Here is a 17,636-nt window from a genome sequence, read left to right as displayed (position 1 = left end):
TGCGTTTAGCACCATAAAGCCCGTGCTCATCATCAAAGATGGCCTTGATTCTTGCACCAATAAGAGCATCGGAACACATCTTTAACCTACGCTTTTCACGGGTTTGGACCCATTTATAGAACGAGGAGCGATTGAGCTTTAACACATGGCACATCCGCTTGACCGAGTACTCGGTTCGGTGGTCATAGACAAACTGGAAGCGGATCACCAGCGTGTCTCTTTAAGCAAAATATTTCGCGGCCTTGCGCAGGATATCGCGTTCTTCGCGCAGCTTCGAGACTTCTTTTTCGAGCTGGCGGATCCGTTCGGAATCATTCGCCGCTTGGGCTTTATCATGCACAGCTTTAATGCGCGCACGCTTTCCAGTGCCGTACTTCTTGACCCAAGCATGCAGCGAGGCACGGTTGATACCGAGCTCTGCTGATGCTGCGTTCAGCGAGAGGTCCTCATTGTTTTCATAGAGGGCCACAGCATCACGTTTGAACTGTTCGGAGTACCTAGGCATGGTGGTAGATTACCTTTCTTCCCAACCCAACCGGGCTGGATATCAGGTGTCCACCAAAAAGGGGTCAGGTCCCACGTGGCGATCACGGTGGTTAAGGCACGTTCGGTACGGGTTCGTCGTTCTAACAGCCAGTCCGGGAAGAAGGAACCGTGGCGTAGCTTCGGGATAGCCACATCGACGGTGCCGACCCGCGTATCCAGTAGTCGGTGGCGGTAGCCGTTGCGTTGGTTGACGCGGTTGTCGCTGGTGGTGCCGTAGTCAGCGCCGCAGACAGTATCAGCTTGGGCAGATAGAATTTGGTTGATGAAATCACCGAGCATCTGGCGCATCAGATCGGGTGATGCTTGGGTGAGGAGCTCTTCGAGATACGCGGTCGGGTCGATATGATGGGGGCCAGCGGCCATTATGGGTGTCGTCCTTTCGAGGATAGGTAGTAGTTGATTCGAAAGGTACCCATGATGGTCGCCCTATTTGTCATCGGGGCCCATCACAGGAACTAACTCGTACACCACGCTAACGGACGCAACCGGCCGGAGGGCTAGTTTATGCAATTCTCCTAGTGCTCAGCTGGGGCATCAGCGTCATTTCTGCGCGGAGATATCGGCTTGGTGCGCATGGCCGATTCATTGTTTATTCTCTCATTGCTGTGGGCTCCATGATCTTTTTGGTTGTGGCCGGAGGCGGAGGCAACTGGGCCACCCATATGCAGGCGAGTGGTTACATTTTGGCTGGCTGCATCTTGAGTGCCATAGACAGCAAGATTGTTCCAGGGGATGAGGAGTCCGAGTCATGAAAGTCCCGAGCAGTTGGATGAAAAGACCCTTTCCGGTTGCGTGGGCCGATCTAAATGCCGCCCAAGAGATCCCACTGCGCCGCTTGGGCGCAGAATTCCTCCTTGCTTAACGAGCCTGCGCCGGTAGGAATACAGCCGAGCAGTGGCACGCCGGTCACCTTGGGAAGCTCCGCGATATTGAGGCGAGTGGCGAGGTCCGGCTCTTGTGGCAGCATGCCGCCAACCAGCCCTTTGACGTGAATGCCACGGGCGCGGGCAGCTTCCACGGTGAGCTCGGCGGCGTTGAGGCTGCCCAACATCAAGCTGGTGACTATGAAAAGCTCGGCGCCGAGGTCACGGGCGACGTCGGCAAGCGTGAAGCTATCCGCGAGCCGAACCAGCAGGCCGCCCGCGCCCTCCACGAGTACGACGTCTGCATCGATGCTGCGAATCCACGCCAGTACCTCCTCTTTTTCGGCCTGCGCTAATCCCGCGCGCCGGGCAGAAAGGTTCGGCGCTAGAGGCTCCGGATAGTGCTTGAATTGCCGGGATTCCACGCCGGTAAGACGTGTGACCGTGGCGCAATCGCTCGTATCTCCTGTTTGCAGCGGTTTCGCCACCACCACATGCTTGCCCGCCGCCTGGTACTGCGCGGCCAGGGCCGCTGTGGCAATGGTCTTTCCCACATCCGTATTGGTTCCGGTGATGCAATAGATCATGCGACCTCCCCGGCGGCAACGACGGCGCGGCAAATGCGCGCTACTTCCTCATCGGTACAGATATATGGCGGCATCGTGTAGATGAGCCTGCCGAATGGGCGCAGCCATACGCCTTCTTCAAGGGCCGCCGCGGTGGTCGCTTCCATGTCCACGTCATGGTCCATTTCCAGTACACCGATGGCGCCGCGCACGCGGGTGGTGCCGGGGGCTTCGCTAAGCCCTGCGCGTAAACCGTGCTCAATGCGTGCGACGTCCGCGCGCCAGGTGCCTTCCGAAATCATGGCGGTGGACTCGGCCGCCACCGCGCAGGACAGGGGATTGGCCATGAACGTCGGTCCATGCATCAATGCGGGTGGCTGCATCGTCTCCGCCACCTTTTGCGTGGCCAGGGTTGCTGCCAACGAGATAAACCCACCGGTTAGCGCCTTGCCCACGCACATGATGTCGGGCGTGATTCCTGCCGCCTGCGTCATGAAGAGTTCACCTGCGCGACCAAACCCAGTGGCGATTTCATCCGCGATGAGCAAGATTCCGTGCTTATCGCATAGCTCCCGCACGCCTGCGACCAGCTCTAGGTCGTGGAAGCGCATTCCGCCCGCGCCCTGCACACCGGGTTCGATGATGACCGCGGCGACTTCTTCGGTGATAAAGGACTCGAACTTATCCAAGTATTCCGCCCGCTGCTTAGCCGAGGCGCCTTCCGTGGGTGGAGCTGGGGCAAAGATCTGCTCGGCAAGGATGCCCTTCCACATAGAGTGCATGCCGCCTTCCGGATCGCATACGCTCATCGCCGTGAAGGTATCGCCGTGATAGCCCGAGCACCAGGTCAAAAGCTTGGTGCGGCCGGGCGGCGAGCACTGCAGCGCCATTTTTACCGCCACTTCCACCGCGACGGATCCGGAATCTGAGTAGAAGACCTGCGCGTACTGGTGGTTGGTCAACTCCAGGAGGTTTGCGGTAAGCCGCGCCGCCGGTTCATGAGTAAGCCCGCCGAACATGACGTGGCTGAACCTATCGATCTGATCCTTCGCCGCCGCCACCAGCCGCGGGTGTGAATGGCCGTGGCATGCCGCCCACCAAGAGCTCATGCCGTCGATGACGCGTTGGCCATTCGCGAGTTCTAAATAGGCACCATCGGTGCGCAGTACCTGCAAGGCTGGCGCGCCGGGCGCGGCATAGGGGTGCCAGATGTGGGTGGAGTCGATCGCAGCGACTTGAACACTGTTCAAAAAAGGCATGGAATTATCTCTACCACAGCTATAATCTCATTTCATGACTGTAATTGAACAACGTTCAAGACTGGGTGTAGCTCCCACGCTGCCAGCCATCGCTGGCGTGGAAATGTGGGAGCGATTCAGCTTCTACGGCATGCAAGCCATCCTGTTCTATTACCTCTATGACCACACAGCCGGCCTGGGGCTGGAGCAAAGTGAGGCCACCGCATTGGTAGGTGCTTATGGCGCGATGCTCTACTTATTCACCTTCGCCGGTGGGTGGGTTTCTGATCGCGTTCTGGGCGCTGAACGCACCTTGCTAGCCGGCGCAGCGCTGCTTATCGGCGGCCATCTCTCGCTTTCCCTAATTCCTGGGTTCGTGGGCCTCTTCGCCGGGCTTTTCCCCTTGGCGCTGGGCTCCGGGTTGCTCAAGACCGCAGCGATCACCATTTTAGGCGCGGCATTTCCGACGTCCGCGGGACCGCCTTTCCAAATCTTCTACCTAGGCATCAACATCGGCGCTTTCTTGGGGCCCATGCTGACCGGCTGGCTGGCTGAGACCCGTGGCTTTCACGTGGGCTTCGGCGCCGCGGCGTTGCTAATGGTCGTAGGATGCGTGAACTATTTGGCGTTACGCAGGCGAATGCTCGGCAGTCTCAGCGCTAAATCCCGCGAGTTTATTACCCAGCCTGCAAACCCTGCTGCGCCGCAGACACAGCTCAAGGTACTTATCGCCTCTGTACTGGTTATCGTCGCTGCGGTGTGGGGCTTGAGAAATCCCGATCGTTTGGCTTATGTGCTGCTCATAGCCACGGTCGCAACCGCCCTTGGGCTCTTTGTCACCGTGCTCACCTCGCCACGGGTAAGTGCTGCAGAAAGACAAAAAGTACGAGCTTTCATTCCGCTATTTATTGCGTCAACTACGTATTGGACGCTGCAGTCCCAGGCCTATGGCGTCTTTGCCGTTTATTCAGAGCAGCGCCTAGATCGCACCATCGCTGGCTTTGAAGTGCCCGCTGCTTGGACGCAGTCCCTCAACCCTCTTTTTATCTTGGTATTTACCTTTCCCATCGCCCGCCTTTTAACCAAACACCGCAACCGTAACCACCTCATGGGCGGCGGACTCGCGTTGGCGGGCATGGGAATGCTGGTGTTGGTTCCCTTTACCGGGGCAAGTTCGGTTCCGTTCCTAGCGCTTGTAGGCTGCATCCTGTTTATGAGCTTGGGCGAGCTTTTCATTGGCCCCATCGGAATGGCTGCCACTGCGATCCACGCGCCGGCTGCCTTTGCCACACGCTTTTCCGCGTTGTTCTTTCTTTCCTTGGCTATCGGAACTTCTCTAGCAGGCAGTTTGTCCACCCTCTATTCCTCAGAAACGGAGCTTTATTACCTCATTGTGGTGGGACTAGTGCCGGTGATTGTTGGCGGCGCCATTTACAAAAGCAAGCAGTGACCTATCGTGAAATCATGAGGAAATTCGTTGCTGTTTCGAGTGCTGTAGCTGTAGTCGCGTTGAGCGTTACCGGTTGTTCATCGGAATCCGAAAGCGATTCTCCGAAGCCGGTCTTCCGTGCGACCACCGAACAACAAACCGAGTCCACAGAACAGACCCAGCAGCAAGCAGACCCGCAGCGGGTAGTCACCGAGACGGTAACTGCGGAAAATAAAGAAAATGAAAAGGAAAAGTGCGCGGACGGCGGCTCTGATTTGCAGAAGCGATTCGCCAACGGCGCAAAGGGTGTCCTCAATACGAATGAAGATGATTTCAAGTTCCACTACACGGTCATTGACGGCGCCTATGATCCGTGCGCGGAGATTAGCTACGCTGTACTGAGTGGCGCCTTAGGTGACGAAAACGGTCCTGCCGGAACGGGTGCATCAATCGCAGACGGAATCCTCATTTGGTCCGAGGGCGAATTGGTCGGCGGCCACGGTATTACCGCCGCTTCCGTGGAAGAAGCTTCCATGGTGGGAGACGATGAAATCGAGCTCACCGTGGGCAATCGCGGACGTACTACCGCAGAGGGAATTACCGAAACCGCACGCGTGCGACTAGAGGTTGAAGATTATCAATTGGTCCCAGTTGGCGGAGACATTGAGCAGTACAAGTCCTTCACGGACGGAAATGTGCAGCTGTATCCCTAAAGTTTGTGGCCAACGCGCATTTGAAGCCGGAAAGGCCTATAAACATCACGCAAGCTTGCACAAGTAATGCCTGCCACCAGAAGCCGGTGAGCGCGTATTCTCCTGTCATCCCGTGGTTCATGAGCAAGACGATGAAGAGCGTGAGCGCGGACAGTAATCCCGTCGTGGTTGCTGTCAGCGCGAAGGCTTCACCGATTTGTACCCGGAAAATGCTGTTCCTGGCAGCGCCCGCCAAAGTTAGCGCCCCTGCGTCGTGAGCGATCCGCTTGCGCATTAACAGCGAAGTAGTAAACGCCGCCATCACGCTCGGCGCGATCGTCGGCCCGAGTACCACTACGAACACCTGCCACGGCGACAACGTAACCTCCTCCTCCATGCTCAATACGGCGCGGAAGCCTGAGCCCACGGCGATGATGAGGCCGCCGAATAAGATCCACGGCATGATATGTGGTGCGGTGAAGTTGCTGCGTACGCGCACGTTCGCGCCAGCGATGCCGACAGGTCGGGTCCATTGCATAAGCAGTGGCAACATCCATGGAACCAGGAATGCGAACAAGGGGATAAGGCCCAAACACGCGGACATTGCATCTATCGGATCTTCGATCAAGGTGCAGGCAAATAAGATCCCAGCGCCGAGGACGAAGGCGAGTGCGCATCTAGCGGCCGTCCACCGAGGCATACCTGAACGGTAGATGCGCCGCAATGACAAGAATCCACCGAGTACTGCGGCAAGTACGCACACCGCACTAGCTAGCACAACACCGCCCATCGTCACGGAGATACTGTCCACTCGAATGTTGTCGCGGTGCAAAGCATCGAGTGCGAAGTCCGTGAGAAATGTAGCGCAAAAGGCACCAGGAATCGCACCGCACGTAGAGACCGCCGCAATCTGACCCAGCACGAGTACAAAGATGAGCCAATTGGGCATGCCCACCATGCGCCAGCTGCGGTAGATGTGGATGTGCTCGTCGATGATGAGCTTCATCTGCGAGAAAATGACGAGAATATTGGAGCAGATAGCCAGCCCGAGGATGGTTCCGCCCAGAGAAGTTGTGTCATCACCGGTTGCGTTAATGAGCGCTACGGCGAGCGAAAATCCCATTCCGGAGATAAAACACGTCAGCGCCACCGCCAGCCAGGAAGGCCAATTGCTGTGCAGATCCTTAAGCCATACGGACATGGTGTTCCTCCAGCTTGTAGATGCGATCGGCCTTCGCGGCGGCCGCGTGCGAGTGGGTGACCATTACCACCGTGCTGGGTACGCGGACGAGATGATCCATGACCACGTCCGCCGTGTCGTCGTCCAACGCACCGGTGGGCTCGTCGGCGAAGATGAAGGGGGCGTCGGCAAGCAATGCTCGCGCCACCGCGACGCGTTGCTGCTGTCCGCCCGAAAGCTGTGCCGGTAAGCGCTTTTCCAGCCCGCCGATGCCCAAGCTCTCAAAGGTCTGGTGCAGCTTCGCCGGGCTGCATTTACGGCCGGAGAACTTCGCCGTAAGTTCCGCGTTCTGCTGGGCGTTAAGCGATTCCAGGAGGTTATAGTCTTGGAACACGAAAGCGCGGTGCTTGCGCCCCGGTGCATTTACCTTGCCGGTTGTAGGTTTGTCGAGGCCAGAAAGCAGGCCGAGGAGCGTTGACTTGCCGCTTCCGGAAGGGCCCATGATGGCCACGAACTCGCCCGGTTCAATGCGCAGCGAGAGGTGGTCTAGCACCAGATTCTTGCCGTATTTCTTCGTGAGATTTTTTGCGATGAGTGTCATGCTTTCGATTTCACGTTGAAAGGCGCGGTATTCCGATGGGGAAGACTCCCAGAAATTTAGGGGAGCTAGCTCCACTGCGTGTGTCCGAAGTGCGGATTAGGGTTGTACTCTATGGCAACTTTCAAATCCGTGGCGTGGAATCTAGTGCTAGCGCTGCTGTGTATTCCCGCTGCTGTGGTTTCCGTTGTCATGCTGCCGTGGATTCCGCTCGTTGCGTCCCTCATGGCCGTCATTACCCGCGGCGGCGCACGGTGGTTGGGCGTGAAGATTCGCTACCGCACCCCACATCGCTGGTTTGATTGGCAGCAGTTCTATCACCTTCTGATTCAGCTTTTGCTCTCGATTTTGAGCATGGCGTTGTGGCTGTTCGTGGGGGTTATGACGGTGGTATTCTTCATCGCTCCTTTCTTCACGGATAGGTTCAACATCGGTAGCCTCGTCATTGAAAATCGAGCCCTGGCTATCGTGGTGAGCTGGACGTTTGGCTGCCTGTGCTTGCTGGTCCTTATCTTTGGCGCGAAGTTTTTGACCTTTCTTTCCGTGAGCACCACTCGCCTGGCGTTGGAGAGCGATGCGCGAGCCACGCTTATCGACGCCTTCTCCGGCGAGCGCCGCCGCATCGAACGGGAGCTACACGACGGCCCGCAGCAGTACCTCACCGCGCTCAAGCTCAACCTAGCCGCGGCGAAAAGGGGAGACACCGCGGCTCTCGACGCCGCCGACCACAACGCCAGCCTTGCTCTCTCTGCCTTGCGCGACACGGTCCGTGGCATCGCACCGCAGGTCCTCTTCGATAATGGCCTGATTGCGGCTCTCGAAGAACTCCTCGTCCATTCCGGGCTGGAGACCACCCTCGAATGCAAAGGCGAAGAACGCTCCCTTGATGAAACCAGCGCCTTGTTGGCATATCACTGCGTGGCAGAGGGACTAACCAACGCCGTAAAGCACGGTGAGGCCACCGCAGCAACTGTGAAGCTGGACTACCGAGAAGGGATAAAGATTTCCATCACCGATAACGGGCACGGGTTAACCGCAGGCGAGGGAACCGGCATCGCCGGCCTGGAAGAGCGCGCCATAGCCCTGGGCGGAAGCGTGAAACTAGAAGACACTGATCAGGGCGCACGGTTAAGGATGAAACTGCCATGAAAATTCTGCTTGCTGAAGACTCCGCCCTGCTGCGTGCGGCAATCGAACAACTCCTGCGTTCCTTGGGCCATGAGGTCACCACGGTCGAAGATGCTGATCAATTGCGTGCTGCGGCAGAAGGATTCGACATCATTGTCACCGACGTCAGGATGCCGCCGCTTTTGCAGGACGACGGCCTGCGAGCAGTCAATGAGATTCGCAAACGTACGCCCGAGCAGCCCGTCGTGGTGTTGAGCCAATACGTCGCCGCCAGCTACCTGGACGGGCTCATCGAACACGGCGGATTCGGCTATCTTCTCAAGGAAAGAATCGCCGATGTGGATGAGTTCATCCATGCACTGGATACGGTCTCTGCAGGTGGCACCGTGGTAGATCCGGAAGTCGTGAGCACTTTGCTCTCCTCCCGGAAGATGGGCGTCGATAAGCTAACGCCCCGAGAACGCGAGGTACTAGCCTTGATGGCACAAGGCGCCAGCAATCGCGAGATCGAAGGCAAGCTCGTGCTCACTGCCGGTGCAGTAAGCAAGCACGTGGCGAATGTTTTCACGAAGCTCGGGTTCAGCCCCGAAGACGAAAACCGCCGCGTCAAGGCAGTCCTGGCATGGCTGCGCACCAAGCGAGAATGGAGATTGGAATGAAAAAGATTCTGGCGGCATCTGCAGCAGCAGCGCTTTTGGTTGGCGGCGGCACTGCTTTCGGCGCTGCTACGCTTGTGGAATCTCCGGAGCAAGCAGATTATTCCGTCGAGCGGTCCGCAGACGTCAGGGTCGAGATCATGGATCCCGAAGATGTCTTAAACCCCGATGACGAAGCACGCATGCGTCGTGACGTTGAGCGAATCCACTTCGCGGCTCCGGTCAAGCAGCTGAACTACCTTGTCTTCAAAAAGAACAAGGACGAGGTAGAAGATTCCGTCGAAGAGTATCTACGCGATAATCACCCAGACCTCATTGGCGATGACCATTTCACCGATGGCCAGCTCTTCGTTGGCGTGGGCCTCGATCCACGTCAGGCTTTCATCTTCGCGGGCAACGATGTGGGGAAGGACCTGTCCCTGGAACTAGAAGATGGTCATTTGGAAGACGCAATCGAAGAGATCAAACCGGGCGTGAAGGCAGGAAATATCCCGGCAGGTCTTTTCGCTGGCGCTGACTATGCTGCCGATGCAGACAAGGTCAGTGAGGAGCTTTATTCCGATGCTAAGGCTAACCGCGGTCTCGGTATTGGCTTTGGTGGTTTCGGCGCAGGTGCGGCTGCCGGAGGAATCGTGGCTGCGGTGGGCGCTACGCGGCGTCGGAAAGCGCAGCGTATTGCGACCGCCCGTGAGGATTGGAAATACGTTTCACGGGCTTATGGGGATATCGCTCAACGCTTGAATGCCATCGACGTGCGTGCGCACTCTTTGCAATCAGCGCTTGTCGACGCCCGGATGCGCGAGGAATGGGAGCAATTGCGCGACGAGTTCCTCAATCTCGACGATAAAGTTAGCCCTTTTGCCAGCCTGAACGAGCAGTCTTCCGACGAGGAATTCGAACAGGCGGCGAGTGGAATCGAGGAAGCGAAATCCATTTGTGACCGCGTAGATACCGCAGAACACAACATCGACCGTCTGTATGCCGTCGAGCATGCTGACGTTAACGCGCGCCGCAAGGAACTCTATGAGCTACGCAAGGACCTGATTGAGGCGCGCACGGAATCCACGGGCGGGGTCGCGGAAGAAGCATCCCGACTGATTGCCGTTTCCGAGGAGATCGATGCGGCCGCGCCTGAATTTATGGATCGTTACCTCGAGCTAGTGGAGCGCGCAGCCACGCTCTTTGGGCAGATCCAAACGCAGTTACAAAAGGAAAACGAAGCGGATGAATTGGCGGCGCGCCCGCGTATTGACGAGCCTTCCTTCTATCCGGGAGTGGGTTATCACGGATTCGTACCTTTTATGGCGATCAGCTCATGGAATAGCGCTTCCGTAGCTTCTTCACCCAATGTGAGCAGCAACTTTAGCTCGAGGTTCGCCGGCGCTGGTGGTGCCTCGAGTTTCTGATTCCGCGGCTGCAGGAGCAAAACATGTGCGTGTGGGCATTCGACTACGGCGCGGACGATGTCACGTTGCAGAATGCTATCCCGGCCATGAAGGCGATTGGGGATCTTGATGCTTCTGCTAGCGAGATTGCAGAGCAAATCGAATATGTTCGGTCCGCTACTGGCTCTGACAAGGTCAACCTCGTGGGCCATTCCCAGGGCGGGCTGCACACCAAGACTTTCACGCAGCTCTACAGTTCCCCAGAGGAGGTCTCCCGTGTTGTTGCACTGGGTGGTAACTATCACGGCACTACGCTGAACGGTATAGGGCCTGCATTGAACGATATTGCCAAGGCTATGCCGAAGCTGGCTGCCTTCTTCGGCTCGACGGCCGGCATTCAGCAGCTGCAGGGCTCGGATTTTATTGAGAAAATGAACAAGCTGCCCGATACCGCGCCGGGGGTTAAGTACACCTCGATCTATAGCCCGGCGGATACCACCGTCACGCCGAACGAAACCTCGAAGCTTACTGCGGTACCAGGCGCCGACGTTGAAAACGTCAGCTTGGGCGACGTCTGTGAGGCCCCAGCCGCGCATCCGGATCTGCCGCACGATTCTTGCGCGCTCGATCAGATTATGCGGGGTCTTACCCGCTAATGATTCATGGGGCACTCGCTTGTCGACGTCGTGGCAAACAAGTGCGCTACCTGCCGCGAGTGGTTCGCCTGCACGCGGACGAGTACTTTCTGTCCTCCTAGAAGGAAGAAAGCTGCGAAACCTGGGACTGTGCCTGGGAGAACAGATCCTGGATGATCTTGTTGATGTCCGGAATGCGGAAGACCTGCGGGCCAACCGGCACATCAACTGTAGGCTGACCCGGAACCACACCAACCGAAATCACGTTTGCTGGGGCAGGTGCTGGTTTTGGAGCTGGGGCTGGAGCACCACCATTTAGACCACAACGCGCGATTGCTTCATCCGCGCGCGCGATGGCATCGCGGATTTCGCCACCACGCGGGTGGAAATTAGCAGCGGCGAGTGCTTGGGACTTCTTGGAGTTGTAGTCGGAAGCGTTGGTGTAATAGCGGCTTGCCTGATCGCAGGAGATCTGGCCCGCAGGAACCTTCGCGAGGTAGTTATCCACCATGTCGGCGGAGGCGGCTGGGGTGGCAAGGGAAACGGTGATTGCGGTGGCTGCAGTCAACAGTGCGGACTTACGTACTTTGCTCATGCAGGCCATTGTGTCATGAAAGTGCAGTAAGTGGAAGGTTTACTCGGCCAAAGACAGCAACTCCAACATATCGCACGGTGCTGCTCATGACCGCAATTTAACAATGCTTCTTGCGTAGTGCAGGGGTTTTCAGAAGCGGTGCGAGTTCAACGTGAGGTTCGGCCAAATCTATCCATGCGTACTCGGCAATCTCCGCTGCAATGTTTGGGATGACAGGGGATGGATAGCTGAAGACATCTGCAATGACCTCATGATTTTTCTCGTTGGCGGCGGCTGCGCGGAAGGTGCCACGTGGGCTAAGTAGGGCACCATCAAGCGTGACGCCAATTTCCTCTCTTACCTCGCGCACTGCAGCTTGGAGGGGCGTTTCGTCGGGGTCTGGTTTACCACCCGGAAACTGAAACGCGCTGGTGTTTTTCTTTCGCACGCAAAGAACATGGCCTTCTGAGTTGTGGAAAATGACAGCGCTTACGTGAATTTCTGGTGTTGGCATGGAGACGAGCTTATCAGGGCATGAAGTAACCTCCCTTTTCCAATATGTAGTACATGTGCTATCTTCCTTAGTGATGATTAAACTAAAGGAAGTGTTATGACTCGAGTGATTGAGATTGACAGCCTGGCTTTCTCCTATGCCGCAAAGAAAGTTCTGGGCGGAGTGGACTTGCATGTTGACTCGGGCGAGGTGGTGTGCTTGCTTGGCCCAAACGGTGTGGGAAAGACCACGCTGCTGGAAAATATTGTGGGCACGTTGACTCCAACTGCCGGCAGGGTTTGTGTTTTCGGGCAGGATCCTCGCCGGGTAAAGGCCGGGTTCTGGTCTCGTGTGGGTTTGGTTCAGCAGAATTGGTCCGACCACCCCAAGTGGCGTGTCAAGGACCAATTGGCATGGGTTGCCGGCATCCATGAAACCCACTCACCGGCAGCAATGGGAGTTGAGCAGGCGCTTGAGTTGGCGTCTTTAGGGGATAAGGAAAATCAGAAGATTTCGAGCCTGTCCGGTGGCGAGCGGCGTCGCCTAGATTTTGCGGCAGCGCTCATCGGTGGGCCTGAGTTGTTACTCCTAGATGAGCCGACGACTGGCCTCGATCCGGTTTCGAAGACGCAAATGCATGACGTAATCATGGACCACGTGGATCGTTCCACCGCGGTCCTTATGACCACCCACGATCTCGCCGAAGCAGAAAAGCTCGCCAGCAGAATCATCATCTTGGGTGAGGGAAAAGTCTTAGCAAACGGCAGCCCTATGCAGCTGCGCTCGGCGCATTTGGGAACTGCGGAGGTCTCCTGGGTTGCAGATGGGGTGCGCAACGTTCATTCCACGGAAACGCCAGAGAAATTTCTGCAGAGCCTTCCTCTTAGTTCGATCTCTGAATTAACCGTGACGCGTCCGACGCTAGAGGATGCCTACCTTTCCATCGTTAAAAAGAATGGGGAACAGTAATGAAAGTCTTGAAAGCAGCGCTTCGGCAGGCGGCAAGTGACATCCGTCCACAGCTGGTAGGCGTTGGCCTATTCATGGTCCTAGGACCAGTCCTTTTCATCGTAGTGATGGTGCGTCAGGCCTCGCAGGAGATGATCGAGCAAACTGCTACTTCCTCCGTCGTTCTTGCGGGGCTGGTGGGCAGCTTCTCGACGTTCGTGGTTATGCAGATTGCTGCCGAGTTCTATAGCGACAGATTAGGCGGCGCCTTGGTGCGTGCCCGAATGCTGCCGAACGGTTCTTGGGTTTGGGCAATCGGTAAGACCTTCTCCTGCGTCGGCGTGGTATTTATCATGCAAACCTTGATGCTCTTCGCCGCGTTCTTCATTCTGCCGAACCTGGTGATCTCGTGGTCGCGAATTATCCCAATGCTGGTCATTGCGTTGCTCTCAAACATTGCAGCAGCACCACTGGGGCTGGTGTTTGGCGCGTTCATGCGTGGGGCATATTCACAGCTCATTGGCTATGCCATCGTTTTGGCATTGTTTGTGACCAACGGTAGCTACTTCTCCATTGGGGACTTCCCACGGTGGATACAGATTCCGCAGCTCATCCTGCCCTTCTACTGGTCCGGACACCTATCGCGGTGGATCTCGGATAATCCTGCGCAGTGGGAGTACGGCGGAGAATTCACACCTGTGCTAGCTGTGGGGGTTCTTCTTACTTGGATCATCGTTGGATTTATAGTTGTTATTGCCTTGCTACGCTATAGCTTCCGCAAGGAGACTTTTGGCTCCCTCGCCAATATCCAATCCAAGACTCGGGCCCAAATCGGAATTTAGAAATGACTGAAGACATAGTTCACAACCGCATCGCTGTGATGCGTACTGACCGGCGAATCAGCCGACGTGAACTCGCCGAGGCCCTAGGCATTCACTATCAGACGATTGGTTACCTAGAGCGCGGCGAGTCTGCACCGTCGTTGCATCTTGCTTTGCGTATCGCGCAGTATTTTGGAGTGTCGGTGGAATCCGTTTTTTCCTTGGATGAATTCCCGCCGTTGTCTTAGCGGTTTGCCACCTTATTTACTTGCTTTTCCATGAGTTGGCGGAGTGCTTGTTCATCGTGCGAGCTGACGCTGACGACGGCGTCGTCGACAAGCGCGTGCGCCACGAATTCGCTCTCCCCGGGCTCGCTGACTAGTGGATTCCCAGCGTTCTCGATGGTTACCTTTGCGGCCTGCAGGTTCTCGGCGCCTTCTATCTGCAAATCGAGTGGCGTGGTGGAGTAATCGCTGACGATTCCGCTGACGTCATTGGAAAAGGAAGCACATTCAGCGAGGTCAGCGGGGAAGGGGAGCGTCACTGGGTTCGTGCTTAGAGAGACCGTGGCATTAATATCTCCAGCGCTGAAATCGGCGGCGGAGAATGTATCCGGATTCTTGTAAATCTTGGCGATGAAATCCATCGCTGAGGTGGCAAGCGGTGCGCATTGCTCGGGGGTCGTGGTCTTTTCGGAGTCGTTGGAGACGAGGTCCTCGGTGAGAGCTTGGTCTTCGGTGCTCACTAGCTCGTTGATGTTTGAATATTCGTATCCTTCTGGCGCATCTTCTGCGGCGAGAATGTGATCGTGGGCGGAAACTGGCGGCTTTGGTGCTGCGGGTTCTTGCTGGGAGCAACCAGAAAGAAGTGCGGCGATAAGAATGAAAGAGATATTTTTCATGCAAAAATTATAAATGGAATTTTTGTTTTAAGTAGAGATCCAAATATTCACTGTAATCAAGGCGACAAGCACGATGATTCCGCCAACGAGGTTTGTTCGCAGCGGTTCTTGTTCAACCGCGCTCCACCTGCCGCGGAAGATGAAACCCATCGGGGCGAAGGTGAGCACGCCAAGGTCGGAAATGCCGATGAGGATCTTTTCGCCGATACTCAGCGATACGTTACTGACAGCAACATAAAGTAGCTGCAGTGCGCAAATACCATGATGGTGGTTCCGATGATTGCGGCGAGGGCGGAATTAATGAGCAGTGTGCGGGCCATGGGTTGAGCCCCCTTGAATTGTGCGATTTGAGTCACAATATACCGCGACTAGCTCTTTATCTCCTCCTTTAAAGCAACGGCCTGCTCGTGGGCCCGGCGACGCCTACTTGCGATGGCCTGCGCGAAGGTCTGCGCCCAGTTCTTCTCCGCGATGGGCCCGGTGGGCGCGGTGGCTTTCCACGTCCCATCTTCGAAGAGCCAGAAGATATCCCCGGTGTATGGGTCCATGATGTAGAACGCTGTGCCATCTGTTTTGATGTTGTGGTGGTGTTGGCACAAGCAAGCAAGATTTGCGGGGGTTGTTGGGCCACCGTCGGCGAAATTGATGCGATGGTCCGTCTGGCATTTATAGGCCGGATGGTTGCAGCCCGGGTAGCGGCAGGTGCCGTCGCGGCCTTCGACGTATTTTCGAATGTTCGCCGGAGTGATGTAGTTCTTGCTCTCGGCGTATGGGTCGAGCTCGTGGACCTCCGAAGGGGAAACGGGAGTACGGGACCAACCGTGGCCTTGGATGAAGGTTGGCGCGCCGGGGATGTCAGTTGCTTGGTAGGTGTGCAGGATAACCTTTGGCTGGGCCTCACCGAGGATGAGGCGTGTCATGGCCTCGGCGAGTGGAATCTGCTCGGCCTCGGCGAAGGCGCGTACCGCCTGGTCGATGCTCGCGATGGTTTCTGGATCTGCTTCCAGCGTTACGGAGAATGGGTCGGTGCTGTATCGACCACGGCGGCGCGTATCTTGCAGGGCAATCGTGTCATCTTCGGCGCTAATGAGCTCATTGAGTTTGCGCTTGATATTTGCTTGCGTGGGCGGGACTTGGTTCGCACGCTTTGGTGTGAGGTACTTGGTGATGCCAGCGTCGATGCGGGCGAGGGCGCCGGGAAGCGGTTCCCCAAGCTTGTCTAAGGACTCGTTGATGGCGATAAGCCGATCTAAATCCAGGTGGAGATAGCGCTCTTGGAGAGCATGTAGTTCTGGCATGGATTCGAGGCGATCTAAAGCCATGAAAATTTTGGATATGCGCGCCGGGCTAACACCGGTGGCAGAAAACATTCTCTGCACCGCAAGCTCAATATCGTTATCGAATTCCGGCAGATGTTCGCGCCAGAAGCGCAGTTCTGCATGCCGGATTTGCGCGGCGGCTTGGGCTATTTCGTCTTCGGGGTTGGTGTGAGAGTGGTAGGGCACTTTCATAGCAAGAGGTTCCTCACCGTTAAAGTGTTTCGAACGAACTTACGAATCACACTTTAAAACATGCCCCGGACACGGCTTTTCGGCGCCGACTTTTCCCAGGTAGTGCCCTACTTTTCGGAAGAAAGGAACCGCGTTACAAGTGAGTCATAAGCGCGCACTGTAAGCTCCAAATCCTCGAGATAAAGATGCTCGTCGTGGCTGTGTAGCTGGGAGTTGGCGCTCGCCATATCGCGGGCTTCGGCATGCATGGCAAAGCCATAGGCGTTGCCGCCCATACGGCGCGCGAAACGCAGATCGGAACCACCCGTGGCGTGGACTGGAACCACATCTTTATCGGGGAAAAACTCTTTGGAGGTTGCCTCAATCGCGTGCCAGAGCTTCGTATCGGTGGAGGACTGGGTGGCGTCCTCGGTGATGAGGTGCTCGATTTCAACCTCGTCAGCAAGATCTCCTAGTGCCTCGCGCAGGAAGTTATCGAGCTCATCCTGGGTCTGGCCTGGGAAGGGGCGGATATCCATCTCCAGGTAGGCGTGGGAAGGCAGCACGTTGATTGCGCCACCAGCACGCAGGACGGTCTCGGCGATGGTGGTGTGGCTAAACGCGTGAGCGTACGCGGCAAGATCGCCGAACTTCGAGTAATCGCCGGTACCTGCCATTAGTGCCGCTTCTGTTTCTGGATCGAATTTGAAGGTCTTGACGAACCCCTCCCAGATCTCATTCGAAGCAACCGGCGGTTCAGCAGCGGCGATGCGGCGTGCGACCTCGCCGATCTTCAAAATTGCAAAGTCCTTGCCATAGGGCGTGGATCCGTGGCCGGCGTCGCCGTGAACGTGCAGGCGGCGCTGGCCAGCACCCTTCTCGCCAACGTTGAAGCCGAGCGCGCCGGGTAGGTGGCTGCCGCCGGTCTCGGACAGGCAGTTCTTCCACGAAAACGCATCCGGGTGCTGCTCTGACATGAACTTCACGCCGAGCCCGCCGCGGGCTTCTTCGTCGGCCATGCCCACGAATGCCAGGGTGCCGCCTGGGTTGCCCTCCTGGGCAATCTTGCGGGTGACCGCCGCCATGGATGCAGTAATAAAGAGCATGTCCACCGCACCGCGGCCGTAGAGCTTGCCGTCTTCGATGAGGGCGTCGAAAGGCGGCTTGGTCCATTTCGGCTCATCAACGGGAACCACATCCGTGTGTCCCATGAGGGTAAGCGGCTCCTTTTCTGGATCGCCGGGTACGGTGACCACGATGGAAACGCGGCCCGGGTGGGACTCGTAGCGCGCGATCTCGACGTCAGTTCCCTCGAAGAACTTCTCCAAGGTATCGGAGTTGCGCACCTCGTTGCCGGAGTCCGGCGTGAGGTCGTTAACGCACGCATTGCGGATGAGTTCTTGCAGGAGGGCGAGGGTGTCGTCGTAAAGCGTCATGCGTTTGAGGGTAGTCGGTGCGATAAAATGGCTCTTCCGGTTTTAGAGTGCATTGAT

Annotated in this window: 18 protein-coding genes and 2 pseudogenes; 9 read left to right on the top strand and 11 right to left on the bottom strand. The window is 56.8% G+C overall.

Translation table 11 applies throughout. The annotated features are described in order from the left end of the window. The 4 genes and pseudogenes from HMPREF3153_RS13010 to HMPREF3153_RS05070 form a co-directional block, all read right to left on the bottom strand. Nucleotides 1-505: pseudogene (locus HMPREF3153_RS13010) on the bottom strand (transposase); the annotation flags it as partial. Between the two features lie 77 nt (nt 506-582). Further along, nucleotides 583-909: pseudogene (locus HMPREF3153_RS12410) on the bottom strand (transposase); the annotation flags it as partial. Between the two features lie 439 nt (nt 910-1,348). Further along, nucleotides 1,349-1,996, bottom strand: coding sequence for a dethiobiotin synthase (bioD, locus tag HMPREF3153_RS05075; protein ID WP_049151465.1), 648 nt, complete (start codon nt 1,994-1,996; stop codon nt 1,349-1,351). Continuing rightward, complete coding sequence (locus tag HMPREF3153_RS05070; protein ID WP_070420217.1) at nt 1,993-3,234, bottom strand: adenosylmethionine--8-amino-7-oxononanoate transaminase; 1,242 nt, start codon at nt 3,232-3,234, stop codon at nt 1,993-1,995. Before HMPREF3153_RS05070 ends, bioD begins: the two co-directional genes overlap by 4 nt. A gap of 34 nt (nt 3,235-3,268) precedes the next feature. On the opposite strand from HMPREF3153_RS05070, the gene HMPREF3153_RS05065 reads away from it, so the two are divergent. Further along, on the top strand, nt 3,269-4,663 hold the full coding sequence (locus tag HMPREF3153_RS05065; protein ID WP_070420216.1) for a peptide MFS transporter: 1,395 nt from the start codon (nt 3,269-3,271) through the stop codon (nt 4,661-4,663). 14 nt (nt 4,664-4,677) lie between these two features. After that, the gene (locus HMPREF3153_RS05060) at nt 4,678-5,355 is read left to right on the top strand and encodes a hypothetical protein (RefSeq protein WP_141740920.1); all 678 of its coding nucleotides are present in this window, start codon (nt 4,678-4,680) and stop codon (nt 5,353-5,355) included. Here the strand turns inward: HMPREF3153_RS05060 and HMPREF3153_RS05055 are convergent. After that, on the bottom strand, nt 5,324-6,535 hold the full coding sequence (locus HMPREF3153_RS05055) for an FtsX-like permease family protein (RefSeq protein WP_070420214.1): 1,212 nt from the start codon (nt 6,533-6,535) through the stop codon (nt 5,324-5,326). The two genes, HMPREF3153_RS05060 and HMPREF3153_RS05055, sit on opposite strands and share 32 nt — an antisense overlap. Then, nucleotides 6,519-7,115 carry an ATP-binding cassette domain-containing protein gene (locus HMPREF3153_RS05050; protein WP_005530582.1) on the bottom strand — a complete coding sequence of 199 codons (597 nt, stop codon included), beginning with the start codon at nt 7,113-7,115 and terminating at the stop codon, nt 6,519-6,521. The genes HMPREF3153_RS05055 and HMPREF3153_RS05050 overlap by 17 nt, the downstream gene beginning before the upstream one ends. 111 nt (nt 7,116-7,226) lie before the next feature. On the opposite strand from HMPREF3153_RS05050, the gene HMPREF3153_RS05045 reads away from it, so the two are divergent. From HMPREF3153_RS05045 to HMPREF3153_RS05030, 4 genes are read left to right on the top strand one after another with little or no spacing between them, the layout of a single operon-like run. Beyond that, nucleotides 7,227-8,261: a sensor histidine kinase gene (locus tag HMPREF3153_RS05045; protein ID WP_070420213.1), complete on the top strand. Its 1,035-nt coding sequence runs from the start codon at nt 7,227-7,229 to the stop codon at nt 8,259-8,261. Then, on the top strand, nt 8,258-8,899 hold the full coding sequence (locus tag HMPREF3153_RS05040; protein WP_070420212.1) for a response regulator transcription factor: 642 nt from the start codon (nt 8,258-8,260) through the stop codon (nt 8,897-8,899). Before HMPREF3153_RS05045 ends, HMPREF3153_RS05040 begins: the two co-directional genes overlap by 4 nt. Next, on the top strand, nt 8,896-10,302 hold the full coding sequence (locus tag HMPREF3153_RS05035; protein ID WP_168161715.1) for a DUF5129 domain-containing protein: 1,407 nt from the start codon (nt 8,896-8,898) through the stop codon (nt 10,300-10,302). Before HMPREF3153_RS05040 ends, HMPREF3153_RS05035 begins: the two co-directional genes overlap by 4 nt. Before the next feature lie 23 nt (nt 10,303-10,325). Beyond that, the gene (locus HMPREF3153_RS05030; protein ID WP_070420210.1) at nt 10,326-10,937 is read left to right on the top strand and encodes a lipase family alpha/beta hydrolase; all 612 of its coding nucleotides are present in this window, start codon (nt 10,326-10,328) and stop codon (nt 10,935-10,937) included. Nucleotides 10,938-11,034: 97 nt separating this feature from the next. Here the strand turns inward: HMPREF3153_RS05030 and HMPREF3153_RS05025 are convergent, their stop codons facing one another. Beyond that, complete coding sequence (locus HMPREF3153_RS05025) at nt 11,035-11,520, bottom strand: hypothetical protein (protein ID WP_070420209.1); 486 nt, start codon at nt 11,518-11,520, stop codon at nt 11,035-11,037. Nucleotides 11,521-11,608: 88 nt separating this feature from the next. Further along, entirely contained in the window at nt 11,609-12,004 is a 396-nt protein-coding gene (locus HMPREF3153_RS05020) for an NUDIX hydrolase (RefSeq protein WP_070420208.1), read from the bottom strand. Nucleotides 12,005-12,100: 96 nt separating this feature from the next. Here HMPREF3153_RS05020 and HMPREF3153_RS05015 point away from each other — a divergent pair, with 96 nt between their 5' ends. Genes HMPREF3153_RS05015 through HMPREF3153_RS05005 form a run of 3 tightly spaced genes read left to right on the top strand, consistent with a single transcriptional unit; the run spans nt 12,101 to nt 14,000 of the window. Next, on the top strand, nt 12,101-12,952 hold the full coding sequence (locus tag HMPREF3153_RS05015) for an ABC transporter ATP-binding protein (protein WP_070420207.1): 852 nt from the start codon (nt 12,101-12,103) through the stop codon (nt 12,950-12,952). Then, nucleotides 12,952-13,773 (top strand): ABC transporter permease, encoded by an 822-nt coding sequence (locus HMPREF3153_RS05010; protein ID WP_070420206.1) that lies wholly within the window; start codon nt 12,952-12,954, stop codon nt 13,771-13,773. The genes HMPREF3153_RS05015 and HMPREF3153_RS05010 overlap by 1 nt, the downstream gene beginning before the upstream one ends. 2 nt (nt 13,774-13,775) lie before the next feature. Then, on the top strand, nt 13,776-14,000 hold the full coding sequence (locus HMPREF3153_RS05005) for a helix-turn-helix transcriptional regulator (RefSeq protein ID WP_049062476.1): 225 nt from the start codon (nt 13,776-13,778) through the stop codon (nt 13,998-14,000). Here the strand turns inward: HMPREF3153_RS05005 and HMPREF3153_RS05000 are convergent. The 3 genes from HMPREF3153_RS05000 to HMPREF3153_RS04990 all read right to left on the bottom strand — a co-directional run bounded on the left by HMPREF3153_RS05000 (nt 13,997) and on the right by HMPREF3153_RS04990 (nt 17,579). Continuing rightward, the gene (locus tag HMPREF3153_RS05000; RefSeq protein WP_070420205.1) at nt 13,997-14,653 is read right to left on the bottom strand and encodes a hypothetical protein; all 657 of its coding nucleotides are present in this window, start codon (nt 14,651-14,653) and stop codon (nt 13,997-13,999) included. The two genes, HMPREF3153_RS05005 and HMPREF3153_RS05000, sit on opposite strands and share 4 nt — an antisense overlap. A 368-nt stretch (nt 14,654-15,021) precedes the next feature. Continuing rightward, entirely contained in the window at nt 15,022-16,164 is a 1,143-nt protein-coding gene (locus HMPREF3153_RS04995) for an HNH endonuclease signature motif containing protein (protein ID WP_070420204.1), read from the bottom strand. Between the two features lie 107 nt (nt 16,165-16,271). Continuing rightward, on the bottom strand, nt 16,272-17,579 hold the full coding sequence (locus HMPREF3153_RS04990; protein ID WP_070420203.1) for a M20/M25/M40 family metallo-hydrolase: 1,308 nt from the start codon (nt 17,577-17,579) through the stop codon (nt 16,272-16,274). Between the last annotated feature and the right edge of the window lie 57 nt (nt 17,580-17,636).

This window comes from Corynebacterium sp. HMSC06C06 (assembly GCF_001807295.1).
In the GTDB taxonomy this organism is placed as follows: Bacteria; Actinomycetota; Actinomycetes; order Mycobacteriales; family Mycobacteriaceae; genus Corynebacterium; species Corynebacterium striatum.
Note: the sequence above shows the minus strand (reverse complement) of the source record. Positions and strands in the feature narration are given on the sequence as shown.

Coding starts and splice junctions, on each gene's coding strand:
- bioD (WP_049151465.1), bottom strand. CDS start 1,996: ATGATCTATTGCATCACCGGAACCAATACGGATGTGGGAAAGACCATT.
- HMPREF3153_RS05070 (WP_070420217.1), bottom strand. CDS start 3,234: ATGCCTTTTTTGAACAGTGTTCAAGTCGCTGCGATCGACTCCACCCAC.
- HMPREF3153_RS05065 (WP_070420216.1), top strand. CDS start 3,269: ATGACTGTAATTGAACAACGTTCAAGACTGGGTGTAGCTCCCACGCTG.
- HMPREF3153_RS05060 (WP_141740920.1), top strand. CDS start 4,678: ATGAGGAAATTCGTTGCTGTTTCGAGTGCTGTAGCTGTAGTCGCGTTG.
- HMPREF3153_RS05055 (WP_070420214.1), bottom strand. CDS start 6,535: ATGTCCGTATGGCTTAAGGATCTGCACAGCAATTGGCCTTCCTGGCTG.
- HMPREF3153_RS05050 (WP_005530582.1), bottom strand. CDS start 7,115: ATGACACTCATCGCAAAAAATCTCACGAAGAAATACGGCAAGAATCTG.
- HMPREF3153_RS05045 (WP_070420213.1), top strand. CDS start 7,227: ATGGCAACTTTCAAATCCGTGGCGTGGAATCTAGTGCTAGCGCTGCTG.
- HMPREF3153_RS05040 (WP_070420212.1), top strand. CDS start 8,258: ATGAAAATTCTGCTTGCTGAAGACTCCGCCCTGCTGCGTGCGGCAATC.
- HMPREF3153_RS05035 (WP_168161715.1), top strand. CDS start 8,896: ATGAAAAAGATTCTGGCGGCATCTGCAGCAGCAGCGCTTTTGGTTGGC.
- HMPREF3153_RS05030 (WP_070420210.1), top strand. CDS start 10,326: ATGTGCGTGTGGGCATTCGACTACGGCGCGGACGATGTCACGTTGCAG.
- HMPREF3153_RS05025 (WP_070420209.1), bottom strand. CDS start 11,520: ATGGCCTGCATGAGCAAAGTACGTAAGTCCGCACTGTTGACTGCAGCC.
- HMPREF3153_RS05020 (WP_070420208.1), bottom strand. CDS start 12,004: ATGCCAACACCAGAAATTCACGTAAGCGCTGTCATTTTCCACAACTCA.
- HMPREF3153_RS05015 (WP_070420207.1), top strand. CDS start 12,101: ATGACTCGAGTGATTGAGATTGACAGCCTGGCTTTCTCCTATGCCGCA.
- HMPREF3153_RS05010 (WP_070420206.1), top strand. CDS start 12,952: ATGAAAGTCTTGAAAGCAGCGCTTCGGCAGGCGGCAAGTGACATCCGT.
- HMPREF3153_RS05005 (WP_049062476.1), top strand. CDS start 13,776: ATGACTGAAGACATAGTTCACAACCGCATCGCTGTGATGCGTACTGAC.
- HMPREF3153_RS05000 (WP_070420205.1), bottom strand. CDS start 14,653: ATGAAAAATATCTCTTTCATTCTTATCGCCGCACTTCTTTCTGGTTGC.
- HMPREF3153_RS04995 (WP_070420204.1), bottom strand. CDS start 16,164: ATGAAAGTGCCCTACCACTCTCACACCAACCCCGAAGACGAAATAGCC.
- HMPREF3153_RS04990 (WP_070420203.1), bottom strand. CDS start 17,579: ATGACGCTTTACGACGACACCCTCGCCCTCCTGCAAGAACTCATCCGC.